Annotated in this window: 13 protein-coding genes and 1 pseudogene; 5 read left to right on the plus strand and 9 right to left on the minus strand. The window is 66.1% G+C overall.

What is annotated here, in order from left to right:
* Positions 1 to 329: 329 nt before the first annotated feature.
* Positions 330 to 611 carry a type II toxin -antitoxin system TacA 1-like antitoxin gene (locus A7G45_RS09180; protein ID WP_308204048.1) on the minus strand — a complete coding sequence of 94 codons (282 nt, stop codon included), beginning with the start codon at positions 609 to 611 and terminating at the stop codon, positions 330 to 332.
* A complete protein-coding gene (locus tag A7G45_RS09185; RefSeq protein ID WP_260936111.1) occupies positions 496 to 927 on the minus strand; it encodes a helix-turn-helix domain-containing protein in 432 nt (143 codons plus the stop codon). Before A7G45_RS09185 ends, A7G45_RS09180 begins: the two co-directional genes overlap by 116 nt.
* Before the next feature lie 374 nt (positions 928 to 1,301).
* Between A7G45_RS09185 and A7G45_RS09190 the strand changes: the two genes are divergently transcribed.
* On the plus strand, positions 1,302 to 1,790 hold the full coding sequence (locus tag A7G45_RS09190) for a helix-turn-helix domain-containing protein (protein WP_260936112.1): 489 nt from the start codon (positions 1,302 to 1,304) through the stop codon (positions 1,788 to 1,790).
* A 132-nt stretch (positions 1,791 to 1,922) separates the two neighbouring features.
* Positions 1,923 to 2,312 (plus strand): annotated as a pseudogene (locus A7G45_RS09195) (ATPase, T2SS/T4P/T4SS family); the annotation flags it as partial.
* Between the two features lie 144 nt (positions 2,313 to 2,456).
* On the opposite strand, the gene A7G45_RS09200 reads toward A7G45_RS09195, so the two are convergent.
* Together A7G45_RS09200 and phoU are read right to left on the minus strand one after the other, a co-directional pair.
* Positions 2,457 to 2,735 carry a DUF3349 domain-containing protein gene (locus tag A7G45_RS09200; protein WP_260936115.1) on the minus strand — a complete coding sequence of 93 codons (279 nt, stop codon included), beginning with the start codon at positions 2,733 to 2,735 and terminating at the stop codon, positions 2,457 to 2,459.
* 362 nt (positions 2,736 to 3,097) lie between these two features.
* A complete protein-coding gene (gene phoU, locus A7G45_RS09205; protein WP_260936118.1) occupies positions 3,098 to 3,739 on the minus strand; it encodes a phosphate signaling complex protein PhoU in 642 nt (213 codons plus the stop codon).
* A 478-nt stretch (positions 3,740 to 4,217) separates the two neighbouring features.
* Between phoU and A7G45_RS09210 the strand changes: the two genes are divergently transcribed.
* Both A7G45_RS09210 and A7G45_RS09215 read left to right on the plus strand, forming a co-directional pair.
* Positions 4,218 to 4,577, plus strand: a complete 360-nt coding sequence (locus A7G45_RS09210; protein WP_260936121.1) for an XRE family transcriptional regulator — start codon at positions 4,218 to 4,220, stop codon at positions 4,575 to 4,577.
* 475 nt (positions 4,578 to 5,052) lie between these two features.
* Positions 5,053 to 5,439, plus strand: coding sequence for an STAS domain-containing protein (locus A7G45_RS09215; RefSeq protein ID WP_260936123.1), 387 nt, complete (start codon positions 5,053 to 5,055; stop codon positions 5,437 to 5,439).
* Between the two features lie 301 nt (positions 5,440 to 5,740).
* Here A7G45_RS09215 and A7G45_RS09220 read toward each other — a convergent pair whose 3' ends face one another.
* Positions 5,741 to 6,490, minus strand: a complete 750-nt coding sequence (locus A7G45_RS09220; RefSeq protein WP_276554754.1) for a GAF and ANTAR domain-containing protein — start codon at positions 6,488 to 6,490, stop codon at positions 5,741 to 5,743.
* 348 nt (positions 6,491 to 6,838) lie between these two features.
* Entirely contained in the window at positions 6,839 to 7,054 is a 216-nt protein-coding gene (locus A7G45_RS09225; protein ID WP_260936126.1) for a hypothetical protein, read from the minus strand.
* Positions 7,055 to 7,945: 891 nt separating this feature from the next.
* On the opposite strand from A7G45_RS09225, the gene A7G45_RS32500 reads away from it, so the two are divergent.
* Positions 7,946 to 9,643, plus strand: coding sequence for a diguanylate cyclase domain-containing protein (locus tag A7G45_RS32500; protein ID WP_260936129.1), 1,698 nt, complete (start codon positions 7,946 to 7,948; stop codon positions 9,641 to 9,643).
* Between the two features lie 305 nt (positions 9,644 to 9,948).
* Here A7G45_RS32500 and A7G45_RS09235 read toward each other — a convergent pair whose 3' ends face one another.
* From A7G45_RS09235 to A7G45_RS09245, 3 genes are read right to left on the minus strand one after another with little or no spacing between them, the layout of a single operon-like run.
* Complete coding sequence (locus tag A7G45_RS09235) at positions 9,949 to 10,359, minus strand: DUF6262 family protein (protein WP_260936131.1); 411 nt, start codon at positions 10,357 to 10,359, stop codon at positions 9,949 to 9,951.
* Positions 10,356 to 12,590 (minus strand): site-specific integrase, encoded by a 2,235-nt coding sequence (locus A7G45_RS09240; RefSeq protein WP_260936134.1) that lies wholly within the window; start codon positions 12,588 to 12,590, stop codon positions 10,356 to 10,358. The genes A7G45_RS09235 and A7G45_RS09240 overlap by 4 nt, the downstream gene beginning before the upstream one ends.
* On the minus strand, positions 12,577 to 13,779 hold the full coding sequence (locus A7G45_RS09245) for a tyrosine-type recombinase/integrase (protein ID WP_260936138.1): 1,203 nt from the start codon (positions 13,777 to 13,779) through the stop codon (positions 12,577 to 12,579). Before A7G45_RS09245 ends, A7G45_RS09240 begins: the two co-directional genes overlap by 14 nt.
* Between the last annotated feature and the right edge of the window lie 4 nt (positions 13,780 to 13,783).

Raw genomic sequence — 13,783 nt, forward strand, 5'->3', positions numbered from 1 at the left:
AACCACAGACCGGCTAGACCCGGCCAATCAACACCCACACGACGCTCGCCGTGGTGCGTAATACGGGAGATGAACAAGAGGCCAGCAAAGCCCTACCCGGAAACATATGGTGCTGCCACTGTTCCCGCTGAGGTCGATGCTGTCCCCTCCGACCTCAGCCGGGAGTAGTACCCATCCAGGTCGTCGCCCGCGGCGACAGTGCAGTGCCAGTCGCATTGTTATGCGACGTCGGCGCGCGTGATCAAACAGTCTGTGCTGCAAGGCTGCCGGGGAAATCGACTGCGCAGCCTACGCGCCCGCGCCAGGCATGGGTTGGGCATTGTTGCCGGTCATGCCTCGTCAAAGGGCGACGGCTCGGCTAGCAGCCGCGTCAGCCGTGGCTTGTGCGACGCCGGTCGCTCCAGCATCGCCAGGAACTCCGTCCAGGCCGCGTCCTCAATTGCAAAGAGCCGCTGATCGGCTGGCGCGTCGCCTGCGCCCGTTATCTCCGCTTTGTCACGAAGACGGTGGTCTGACAAAGCCACAGATTTCCTCGTATTCCTCGTCGGTGAGCAAACCGCGCACATGCGCTGCGCCAACTTGGGTCCAAGTTCCCGGAATTGACCCCTCATGCGGGGGCGGCGCGCACTTGGAAAAGGTGTAATCCATGGTGCCGAGGTCCCTGATCAGCTTCTCGCGGGGAGTTCCGTTGAGCGCTGCTCGGAGAATCAGCTCTTCGGGTGTCTGGCTCTCATCCAGCGGCCCGGAGCCCCGCAGCATCCGGTGTACGCGTGGCTGGGTGGTGTTGAGGATCTCGGCGATTTCACGCGGGCTTTTGCCGGCCAGACTGAGTCGTTTGGCGTCGCGCATCTCTTCGATAGCGTTGAGGCGCTCGCGAATCTGGCGTATGTGGGCCTTGTAGGCGATCTGTTCGACTGAGTGGGTCATCGTCGCCTCCCTACCGTGATACGTAGCGTATCGCGTGTGGTTTGCGGTCAGGCGGAGCGGTAGCGCTGTTGGTTTGGCATCTCGGGGTCAGGGCCTCGGGCAGGGCAGCGGCAGGACCTCCTCCGGGGGTACGTCCCTCGCGGGATGAGCAGGTACCGGCTAGGGGTATCGGGCTAGCCCCGGCTCACGTCGATGCCACCGATGACGCATTCTTGAAGGCAATCCACAGTCACGGCATCCCCCCCAAGTAGCAACGATGACCGTTCTCTGTCGGGCTACGACACGCCCGATCAGCGCGATTATCCGCCGATCGCTGTTACACCACTTCCCTGGACGCAACTAGAGCTCGCCCGGGAATGTATAAAATGAGATACATGCCTGCGCGGAGCCCTGCCGTAGCGAAACGCGCCGAGGAGGTGCTGATCGAGCTTGGTCGCGCACTCCGCGACAGGCGACGGAACCTCGGTGTCAGCGCCGTGACTACGGCCGAAGCTGCGGGAATGTCACGGGTCACCTTGCATCGCATCGAGGCTGGATCACCGTCGGTGACGATCGGCGCCTACATGAACGCGGCTACGGCACTGGGCCTGGAGCTAACGCTCGAGAAGCTCCAGCCTCGCCAGCGGCCATCACGAGCCTCCGCTGGGTCAGCGGCGCAGACGACGGTCCGGGTCGGGGACTACCCGCAACTGCGCCTGATCGCGTGGCAGCTGCGCGACGACACCGAATTGACCGGTGCCGAAGCGCTGGAACTGTACGAGCGCAACTGGCGCCACGTGGACCAAGCTGCGATGAACGATGAGGAGCGTGCATTCCTCCAGCAGCTGGCCGACCGACACAGCGGAGGAGTCCTCCCTGGTTGAGGCGTGCGCACCATATTCGGATCGCCAGCCTCGGATCTCCATCACTCCTGTGTAACGCCTGACGTCCCCGCCCGGTTGTCGATTGTGGCGCCGAGAGTGTCCCGATGAGACAACTTGACGTCCGTACCTAACATGGGCAAGACCACCATGCTGTCGGCGCTCCTGGGGGCCGTCGATCCCGCCGAGCGGATCGTCTGCGTCGAGGATGCCGCCGAGCTGGCGCCGCGCCATCCGCACCTGGTCCGCTTGGTGGCTCGCGGCGCCAACGTCGAAGGCGTCGGCGCGGTGACGGTGCGCGACCTGGTTCGGCAGGCACTGCGGATGCGCCCCGATCGCATCGTCGTCGGCGAAGTGCGCGGTGCGGAGGTCGTGGATCTGCTCGCCGCGCTCAACACGGGCCACGAGGGCGGTGCCGGGACGGTCCACGCGAACAGCCCCGCCGAGGTGCCCGCCCGTATGGAGGCGTTGGCGGCGGTCGGCGGGTTGGACCGGGCGGCGCTGCATTCGCAACTGTCGGCCGCGTGCTTATCTGTAGGTCGATAGGGGGTGTACTCGACTGTCGCTCACGGTCGGGATTGGCGCGGTCTGGATCGTGAAGGTCAGTGTTATCTGTGGGCCTGTACTCGATGATCTGCGCCGGTGTTCCGTGGGGCGGAAGATTCTCTGCTATTGCAGACCGAACAGTGATCGCCTGACGCGTTCGATGTCGGTGCGGGCCGCCAGGCGGTCGGTGATGGCCATGATTGCCACGGCGATGTCGACGTCTGATACGGCCCGGTGCTGTTGCGCTAAGCGGGTTTTCAGTGTGTCAACGTCACTGTCGGTGAGACGTCGCGGCAGCAGCGCCAGCAAGGGGTTGTAGCCGAGAGATGGGGCCATGTGCGGCTGCCCGCGGCGCAAGTAGGCGATCAGCGCTGCGAACGCTCTGCGGAATGCGCCCCTCATATCGCTGCTCGTCTAGTGGTCACGCAGTCGGGAAACGCCGCGCTTGCAGCACGTCGCAGTCGTGCTGCCTTCGTGTGTGCGCCGAATCAGGGAAAGGGGCTGGTGGCGCCGGCGCCAAGTCTGCGGGATGCGGGTGTGGAAGGTGGTAGCGGCCGCGCACCACGCACGGCGCAGCATCGAGCCGGGCCGCTGCAAAGGCGTCGATGAACTCGGCCGGCATCGACACACGATCGCAAATCCGCTGGCCAGAATCGGTTTCCCCGCGGTATACATCCAGTAAGTAGCTGTTCACACCCGGTTCATCCGGGTTGTGAGCGTCAGGCGCCGCGGGCTCGTCGAGAACCGCGGCAGCGGGCACTGCGTCAGTCGCGTGTGCCGGTGCTTCGATAGATGACATTGTGGGCGATTTCGACGGCGTGATCGGCGAAGCGTTCGTAGTAGCGGCTCAGCAGGGTGACATCAACGGCGGTGGTGGTGCCATGGGACCACTGTGGGTCCATCACCACCACGAACAAGCGCCGATGGATGTCATCCATTGCTTCGTCGTCAGCGTTGAGCTGGGCCGCCTTATCGGTATTTTCATCCAGCACAACCCATTTGGTGTCGCGGGTGATCCGCACGGCGATGCGCCCCATCTCGGCGAAATAGCCAGCCACATCCGCTGGCACGGCGGTCTCGGGGTGGCGGCGGCGACTGATCTGAGCGACGTGTGCGGCCAGGGCGCCCATGCGTTGCAGGTCGGCCACATTACGCATGCCGACAAGAACGGAACGCAGATCGCGGGCCACCGGCGCTTGGCGAGCCAAGATGGTGAACGTGTCCGCTTCCAGAGCGGTACATGTGACATCGATGTCCTGGCGGCGGTCGATCACATGCTCGGCGGCGGCGAGGTCGGCATGCAGCAACGCGTCGGTCGCCAGCTGCATCAAGGCGGCGGCGCGGTCACACAGGTCAGCGATGCCGTCGTTGAGAGCGTCGAGTTGCTCGTGGAAGACAGTTCGCATGGGTTATCAGCGTACGACGTCCACGGGAATATGTAAGGCGTGAAGGATAATGTCAGCTAACAACACCGGAGATCGATCTGGTCGTCGATGGCTTCGGGTAGCCGGGGGTCGGCGGGCGAGTTCGCCGTGCAAAGTGCCGATGCCGGTATCGCGTTCGTGCAGATGGTTTTTCAGCTCAGCGCCGGTGTGGGGTGCGTCGGTGTCGACAATGAATGCCGCCGTGGATCGGGCCAGCGACGAGAAACAATTGCCAACTTGCCCCCACGCGTCGACACATACAGCAAACACTCGCCCCGGCAACCGGGAACGCCCGAATGGCTGCGACACGTTTGCGCCGCGCGTACTGCCCCGACAGCCAGTATCTGGCGATCGTGGTCGTGCTGAAGCGACCTATCGTGGTGGTGACGGACGCGGTCGGCGGACTTGCCGCAGAGTGCGCGCGGGCGCGTTCCTCGCGCACTCGGATAGGAGGGCTGGCATGCCGCGTACCGACGAGAACGGCAGACAGCTCGCGGCGGTGCTGGACTACCTGCTCGACGGCGAAATCCACGCCGCCGACATCAGCGCGGCACTAGGCATCTCGCACAGCACGTACTACCGGCGGATCAAGCAAGGCGACTACCCCGACGCCGAGGAGTTACGCCGCGTAGCCGCATCGTTCGAGCTGAACCTGCTGGACCTACTGGTGGGGTTCGGGCTCATGAGCGACGAAGACATGGCACGCGCGGCGCAAGACTTCTGTGAGCGGCGCCAGATTCTGCGTGCGCCGATCGTTACCCCGGCGCCGCCCTCAGACCGATCGCCGCAGCAACGCCGTCAACGCCCCCCACGTCCGTGAGGTGCCGCTGGTCGATCTCCGCGTTCGCATGTTTCAGCTCAGCGGTCCGATCTCGGGCCTACTCCGAAAAGCGTTAAGTCCCACTGAGGGTGCGGTGGCGTGGTGACCAGCGTGGTGGGTGTTTGCACGTCGTGGAACACCTCGACGCGAGTGCAGCGTGCAGTACCGCAGCGAATCTTCACCGGGCCTGGCCACACGGCGTACAGTCATAATCGCCGAGGGATGGGGAACGGTTGCTTCCATGTCCGTCGTTAGGCGACCAAGTGGACGCAACCACGGTGTTAAGCAGCAGCATCGACCCTGAAGTCGCCGCCCCACACCGCAGACGCGTCCCCCCGGGCCGGGCGTCACTGACCCGATCACCATCGACACCTCACGTGAGGCGCTTGGGCCTGCGCCGGTACGTCCCGCGCCAACCACCGCGACGAACGACTGGTTTGCGATGTCCGGGGCCGGAGAGAGTTAGGCTCGGCTCATGTGCGCAGCTGGCGGTGCCGCCACCGACGGATCGGACGCATTGACCGGCGCAGTGGCGACGTCGGTGGCACGCCTGGGCAGCGCGATGGTGTTGAGCGTGAGCGGACCGATCGACCTGCTGACCGTGCCGGCTCTGGACGCGGCGATCGCTGATGCGCTGACCGACAAGCCCGCGGTGTTCGTTGTCGATTTGTGCGCGGTGACCTTCCTCGGGACCGCTGGCTTGCGGACGCTGCTGCTGACCCACGAGGCGCTAGTGGGCACCGGCCACTTCGCTGTCGTCGCCGATGGCCCCGTGGCGGCCCGACCGATCGAGCTCACCGGTTTGAATGAGGTCTTCGGGCTGTACCGGTCGGTGGATGATGCGCTGAGCGCGTTGGGCTGACCGGGCGAACATCACGATGGTTCGCGCAGGGTTGCCGCTCTCGGCGCGACGGCCCCATGTCGTGAGCGGGATCGCCCTCGCGGTCAAACGTCGTCTGGCTCGGACCTCTGCCGACAACACCGCTATTCGCTCGTGTCGCAACAGCTCTCGAAAAACGCTGCGCCGCTTGGTCACGGGGCTGTGGTGGTTGTCCCTGCGATCACCGTCGCGCCCTTGCCAGATATCGACCGGGGTGAAGGGTGCGGCCTACAGCCGGGGACCAGGCAATAGGGTGTGCAGCGGGTAGCGGCTCGGCCCACGGTTATGGCGAGCTGGGGTTGTTGGGCCGGAAGTGTCCGCGGTGCGTCACGATGCGCGCGGCGACATCGGCGAGCTTGATATTCATGTCTTGGGAGACGCGCCGCAGCCGGTCGAGGGCCTCGGTGTCACTGATATCGAACAGCACCATCAGCATGCCCACGGCTTTGCCGATTTCCCGATTGGACGCCACGGCGTGCCGTAGCCCAGCGACATCCTGGCCCAGCGCGACCGCGGTGGCCGCGACCGAGGCAAACGATGCCAGCACCGTCGCTTGCGCGGCGGAGGTGGTATCGAACGCTCCAGGGTTGTCCGAGAACAGATTCAGGGCGCCGACTTTGCAGCCGTCGACCAGGATGCGAAAGCCCATCGCCCCGCGCACGGGAGTGGCGGCCAGCACGCAGGCCGCCAGCGCTGGCCATTGGCTACGGGTCGTTAAATCGGGGTCGATTTGGACGGCGTCGGTGTCGATCACATCCACACAGGGCCCGTCGCCGACCGCGCGTTCGAGCGCGTCGATGTCGGCGGCGACCTGATCACTGGCGGCGACGGTGAGATAGGTTCCGCCGGGGCCGCGCATCAACACACTGGCATGGTCGCAGCCGTTGACCATGATCGTGGCGGCCACGCAGATGGCGTTGTACACATCGTCGGTGTGGGTGCCCTCGTAGATCAGCCGGGCCAGCTCATCGAACGCCGCCAGCGCGTCGGCGGTGAACACGGAAGTCAACGGGACGTCAGCCACAGCCAACATCTACCACCAACGGTGCCCGCTCGCGGCTGGCCGGCACTACTTTGCGATGACCCGCCCTGCCCGGGCCGGCCGGACCGTGACCGCCTAGCTGTGCCTAGCCGTCGCCGGGTCGTGGGGCGGTGATGCGGGTCCAGCGCTGGCTCCTCAACGCTGCGGTTGCCGCCCACGCATCACCTGGTGGAGGCGCAGACCCAACCCGAGCCCCGGCCTCCGGCCGATGCCATGCCCGCCACCAGAACACCCTAAACCCCTTGCGGCGCAGCGGTGTTGCGGCCTCCGGTGGCTCGGAAGTTGGCCATCGCGGCGTTGAGCCGTTGGTGCCGGTCGCTGAACTCCTGCGGTCTGGGCTCAGCGACCCGCCTGGATTCCCAGATTGACCTGATCGATTGCCTGTTGGACCAGGTTGATCGCGGCTACTCGGTGCCCACCTTTGTCTGGTTCGGCGGCCTGAAGAGCGCTTTTGGCGTTCTGCAGGCTGTCGCGGGCGTCGAACATCCGCCACTGATCCGCCGCGGCGACCCCGGTACCCAAGGCTGTGAAGCAGAGCGCGATGAGGGTGCCCACAATCCACAAGGTGAGCTTAGAAACGTACATGACCCCAGCCTTTCGTCATCGATCAGCAATATGGGGCCGACGCTAACAGCCGAGTCGGGACTAGCCGGCCGGTGCGGTCTGATCTTCAGCGATACCTCAGCAACCAGGCAGCCTGACCGCTCATCCCGACGTGCGTCGGCTACACCGGACGCGCCGTCGCGGTCACGATCAACCGAAGGCGCGGGCGACCGGACTCAACTGCGGGTACGACACCGTGGTTCGTCCGAGGTAGCAGGTGCAACGCCATCGACGCCGCGTCGCGGGCCGGGTACGAGTTGGCGTTGGCCGGGGGTCGGGCCGTCGCTGGCGGCGACACATCACCACGTTGTCGTCCAGAAATCGTTTCTGAAGGCGCGCCAGCGCTGACCCAGATAATTAGCTGACATAGTCGACAGTTAACGCATGTAGATCGCTCGTCCCGCAGCGTGTCTTGAAGGCCGCTATCGCCGGACACGGTTATGGAGGGCCGGGATCAGCGCAAAACACCGTGGATACGTCTGATAAATATGGCGCGATGCCTCCGCGAGGCGATGGACAACGCGACCCACCGTGGACGTGCCGACTAGATTTTTCCGACCTACGAGCTAATGTAGCCATTCAATTAGCATTTGCTACGATCGTATATCGTGACGATTCCGCACGCGTTTGGGATGGTCGCGTGACGGCGCGACGCGGGGAACGGCGGTCACGCACCGCTGAGGGGGCTGAGACATGGCAGCGAGATACGTCGCCGACGAGGTGACGCAACGACATAGACCGACGGTCACGACCGCCGGGATGCGTGTATTCCCGGGCCCGGCAGAGCGGGGTCCCCGGCTGCCCTTGTGCTGCGCCCGCCGGACGCGGAACGGGGCGTGAGGCGTGCATAACAATCATGTGCCCCACCGTGATTCCGACGACTCGGCGCCCGCGGCGACGGGGGCATCGGCGGCCAGTTTCCGCAGCCTCAGCGAGAACAGCCCCTATGCCATCGTGGTGCACGACCGCGGACGTGTGGTGTTCGCGAACGCTGCGGCGGTGAACTTGACGCTTGCAGGGTCGCCGGACCAGATGGTGGGTGCCCTCATCACCGACTTCGTGCATCCCGCAGCCATCTTGACCGCACTGACCGCCCCCAGCGGGTCTAGTCAGGCATCGAGACCGGTCACGTCGGTCCTGCTGCGCTGCGATGGCACAACGCTCGACGTCGAAGCCATCACCGCGCCCACCGAATGGGAAGGCCGCAGTGCGCATCAGACCGTGCTGCGCCAGATAACCACACCAACATCGGTGCATCGCAACACAGTTGACCATGAAACCTATGTCCGCCATGCGCCCGAGGCCATCATCACCACCACCGCTGACGGCGTGATCACCGAGTGGAACCGCTCGGCCGAACGGCTCCTGCACCGCACGGCCGCCGACGCCCTCGGACAACCGATCGGCGAAACGCTCGGCGTGCAGCTTGATCTGGCTGCCATCGCCGCCGATGCAGCCGCCACCCACGTGATGTGCCACACGCCGACCGGATCAGCTGTGCCCGTGCGCGTCTCGGTCGCAGCGGCCGATACCGGCTACATTCTCGTCTGCACCGACCACGCCGACGGGCACGCCACGGCGCAGCACTATCGATCGGTGGTGACATCGCTGGACCGGGGCATCGTGGTGCTCAATCGTGACGGCACCATCGCCTCGATCAACCCCGCCGCCATCCGCATCCTCGGCCCCGGCGCCGGCCGCTTCCCCAGCACCCACGCTGAACGTGCACTGGACTACCCCGTCTTCGACACCGAGGGGAACATGGTGCCGCCCCCGCAGCGGCCCGGCAACATCACCCTGCGCACCGGGCAGCCCGTCCACGCACGCGTACTCGGCCTGCGCCGCCACGACGGCCACCAATCCTGGATATCGTTCACCACCACCTTGCTCAACCCCGACGAACCCGACCGTTCGCCGATTCTCATGTCACTCACCGACGTCACCACCGAACACCAGACCACCCAGCATCTGCGCCACGCCGCCCACCACGACGCACTCACCGGACTACCCAACCGCGCCCGCGCCCTGGCCATGATCACCGCAGCCATAACACCCAGCGACGACCCCCACCTGGCAGCCCTGATGTTCATCGACATCGATCAACTCAAACAAATCAACGACTCCCTGGGCCACCACGTCGGCGATCTGGTGTTGCAAACCTGTGCCCAGCGCCTCCAAGCGGCCATCCGCCCAACCGACACCCTCACCCGTGTCGGCGGCGACGAATTCGTCCTTCTCGTCGCCGCCCCCGCCGGCGCCGCAGACCTACGCCACATCGCCGCCCGCCTCCACCACGCACTCAAACACCCCTTCGGCATCGACGTGCACACCCTCGCCGTCAGCGCAAGCATCGGCATCGCCGCCGTCGACCCCACCCGACCAACAACACCCACCGACCTTCTGCGCCAAGCCGACGCCGCGATGTATCAAGCCAAGACCACCGGGCCAGGCGAAACCCGTTCCTTCTCCACCCCCACCCCCACCGCACGGCACCGATCCGACACCGCCCCACCCCGCGCCAGCACGCCGCCCGAACACTGATCGAACCCGCACGCGACACGACCACCCGGGCGCGGAGTCGCCAAGCGGGGCTGAAGGTCAACTCCGATGGCGCAGCGGCCAATTGGCCTCAACCACAGACGGACGGACGACATTAGCGCGTTGCGGGAATCGGGCGCCGTCGCGTTCGGCCGCCGCACACGTCATCACGACAGCCAGCAGAATTGACTGTTCACAGCGCCCCACGTCTCCGCCCCGTCCTCGGGCAGTGACACGCCCGGATCAGACCGTATCGAGTAAAGGCGACGTGCTGAACAATCGAGACGTCTCGATCAGATTTCTGGCGTTTAGCGCACCTCGCCTAAGGGAGGGCGGTGGGCGAGTTCGCCGTGCAGGGTGGCGATGATGGTGTCGCGTTCGCGCAGTTGGCTTTTCAGCTCGGCGATCTGAGCGTCTTTGGCTTTGAGGCGGGTCCGCAGTGCGGCGACGATGCTGCTTTCGGTGTCGGTTGCGGGCGGCGGCGGCTCGTCGGGAACGGTGGTCAGTGGCTGGTAGGCGCGGATTTGTTCGCGAATTTTGGGTCGGCGGTGGATGACGCTGCGGGATACGTGCGCTTCGCGGGCCAGGCCGCTGAGGGTGATCGGCTTGCCTTGCTTGCGCATCTTTTTGAAGGCCCGTTCGATCCGTTCGTCGACTTCTCGGGTGCGTCGCGCAGCGTCGGCGTGCAGTGCCGCCTGCGATTGGGGGCTGACGCTCATGCGGGCCGGTGGGGGTCGGCTTTACGTAGAGCTGAGTCGTGGGAGCCGCGGGTGGCCACCGGCTCGATCGGGATGCGGCCTTTGGTGCCGGCCCCGGCGATCGCCTGCGCGTGCACCGCTTCGTCGGCGGCCAGGCGGTCCAGGATGGCCTGCAGGGAGTGCAGTTCGCGGCGCCGGGCGGCGATCCACACATTGTCGTCGGTCAACTCGCGGCCGGTGCGCTGCAGGTGCTGGGTGCGGCGCAGCTCGATCAGCGCGGCCGTCTTGGCGTACTGGTCCTTGAGTTCGGCGGTGTGGGTGGCGTCGGTGGCGAAATGCCCACACGACAAACAGCTATTGCCCTTATCGCAGGATTTGAGCGGCGGCAGCAGGCACACTCCGTTGGGCAGCACTCGGTCGGTGCGCGCCGAGAGTTGGGTCATGTCCAGGATGTCGGCGGGGCTGATCCCGATTTCGGTGCCGTGGGCGCCGATCTTCTTGTGCTTCAAGAATTCTGCTTCGGCGGTGGCCGCCAGGGTGGCGGCGTAGCGCATCGTCATCTCGGGGCTTTTGTGACCCAGATACCGCTGCACCACGTGGATCGGGACGCCATCGTTGAGCAGTTCGGTGGCGCGGGTGTGGCGCAGCCGGTGAGTTTGAGTGAACCGCAACGGGTTCCCCGCGGTGTCGGTCAGGCCGTGCAGCTCGTCGAGTTTGGCCAGTGAGGCCCGGTAGGTGGCATACGGGCGGGGCCGCAGCCCCGCCAGGTTCTGCTTGATCGCGATGAACAGATACTTCGGCGCCAGCTGCGGGTGGGTGTCGGCGAGCCAACGCTGCTGCTCCCGGATGACGTTGACCACGGCCTGCTCCACCAGGATGGTCGGGGTGACGCCGTCGACTTTGGTTTGTTGGTAGCGCAGTTTGGCCACGAACGCATCCGGGTCATCGCTATCGGTGGGCCGCTCCGCCCCGGGGATCGCTTCGAGCGGATTGTGGTCGAGCATCAGGATTTCCGAGGCCCGCCGCCCGGTGAGGGCCTGCAATAGCCACACCCGTGCCGCTTGCGGATCGCCCAACCCTTTGACCAACGACACGGTCCCGTCGGTATGGGTCACCGGGACTCGGGCACCCCGCGCGGCGGCGAGCACGTCGAGGTAGCCGAGCATCTGCTGCAGCTCCCCGGTGGAATACCAGGTCAGCTCCCGGGTGCCCCGGGCGCGGCGCGCTTTGAACGCCGGCCCCCACAACCGCAGGTGCGCCGCATTCAGGTTCTCCCAGCGGGGGTCGCCGGTCGCGGCGGCGGCCTCGGCGCTGTGGTCGAGCATGAACGTGTAGAACGCCTGCACCACCGACTGAACGGCGTCGATGGTGGTCGGGGTCAGTGGTTTGTCCGGATTGGCCGCTGCCGCAGGGGTTTTCAGGTATTCGGTGAACGCGGCGAAAATCAGCCGCAGCTGCGCCGGATCCTCGGCGAGCACGGGATCGGTGTAGCCGTGGTCGGTCAGGAAGGTGCCAAACAGTCGGGACATGTCCCGGGCCCGGGATACCGCTGAGGACCAGCGCAGCAGTTCGGCGTCCAGGCTGATCCGCAGCCAGAACCGCACCCCCTCGCGCAGCCAGGCCGGCTGCATGGTGGCGAATTTGATGGTCTGCTCGTGCAGGGGTTCGTGTTCGCGCTGCGGGATCCGCGGATCGGCGACCACATCCCAGGTGTCGGCGGCCCACCATTGGCCGGCGGTGCAGCGCACCGTGACATACAGGTGCAGGTGCTCGATCAGCCCGGTGATGTTGCGGCGGGTGCCCGGCGCCGGTAGGCGCCCGTTGCGCCGCTCGAACACCACGATCGCGTGCCGCTCGATCGCCTCGGCCGGTAGGTCGGCGATACTCGTTGGCGCGCAGCCATGTTGGTGGCGGTAGTCGGCCGCGGCTGCGGTGAGGGCGCTGGTGGCCCAGCGCAGCATCGACGGCTCGATCCGGCGCAGTCCCTCGTGCTGGCACACCCAGACCCACCAGGCGATTTCGTCGGCGAACCGGCCCGGAGCCCCGACCGGGGTGAAGTCATGTTGGTCGGCGCCGCGGTATTCGCGCAGGTAGTACTGGTTGCGTTTGAACACCGCATCGGCCGGCGGCTCGTGGATGCGGTAGACCGGCCGCTTCCATTCCTGCGGCACCAGTGCCCACTGCGCCGCCCACGCCGCATCATCAGCACCGCTGGGTGGGGCTGCGGAGCGGTGGTCGTCACGGCTGGCCATCGCGCAGCCCCTTCCATCCGGCGACGTAGTTCTTCCAGTCGGCCAGCGAGCGCATCGCGGCGTCCTGGGTGACCCACCCGTAGGTGTTCAGGGTGGTCTGCACATCGGCGTGCCCGAGACGGCGCATCACCACATGCTCAGGAACCCCGGCCAGCAGCAGCGCAGTGGCGTGGGTGTGGCGCAGCCAGTGCGGCGACCAGTCCGGCGGCAGGCTCGGATGCGCGGCGCGCAGCGCCCGCACCTTGACGTACACATTCTCCTGGCGCATCGGCGCAAACAGCTGTCCGCGTTGCAGATTCACGAACACGAAATGGTGCGCCAGGTCCTCGACCAGGGTGTCGGCGTTCATCGAGACCAGCTGCCACACGTATTCCGAATACAGGGCCTCCAGGTCATCGCCGATGTAGAGGCGCCGCGCCCCGGTCTTGGCCCGAGCCCCATGCGGATGGTCCTGGCGATCCTCAACGTCGATCCACGGTGTCCCACCAGCGCCGATATGAAAATCATTGTGCCGCAGCGACAACGCTTCACCCAGACGCATCCCGGTCTCGGCCAGCACGGCGAAAAACAGCCGGTTGCGCACCGCGACCGGCCCGCCGGACCATTCCCCGTCGGCCTGCACCGAGCAGCCGTCGAGGATCGTGGTGACCTGTCCGGGCGAGAGCACCGGGGTGGTGGAGCGGTTCGGGGCGCGCAGCCGGTAGATCGGCCGGTCGCCGTCGCGACGGGGACCGACACCGTCCAGGAACCCGACGTAGCGGCTGTAGCGGCGCCAGCCGCCCCGCCCGGTGAACAACCGCTGATACGGCACGTCAGTGGTGCCGGCATCGGCGTGAAACCGGTACATCGAGAGCACCGCCGCCGCCCGCGGCTGCAAGGAACTGGCGGCCATCTTCTGCACCGGGGCACCGATCCGCGCCGCCCCCGGCAGCACCCCCGTGCGCAGATACCGCAGAAACTGCCCAAACAGGATGGTGGGGAAGTCATCCCACGCAGCCCCGGTGTACTCCAGCACGGTGAACCACTCGGCCAAACCGGCGGCATAGGAGCGCACCGTGTTCGGGGAGGCCGCGCTGTCGGTCAGAAACTCCAGGTACTGCGCGGCCGGGGCGACCGGCAGATGATCAGCACCCACCACCGTGTAGGTGGCCGGTTCATCGGCGAAAAGCACTCGCTGCACCCGTGCCACCGGC

The sequence above is a fragment of the Mycolicibacterium llatzerense genome (genome assembly GCF_025331195.1).
GTDB lineage: Bacteria > Actinomycetota > Actinomycetes > Mycobacteriales > Mycobacteriaceae > Mycobacterium > Mycobacterium llatzerense.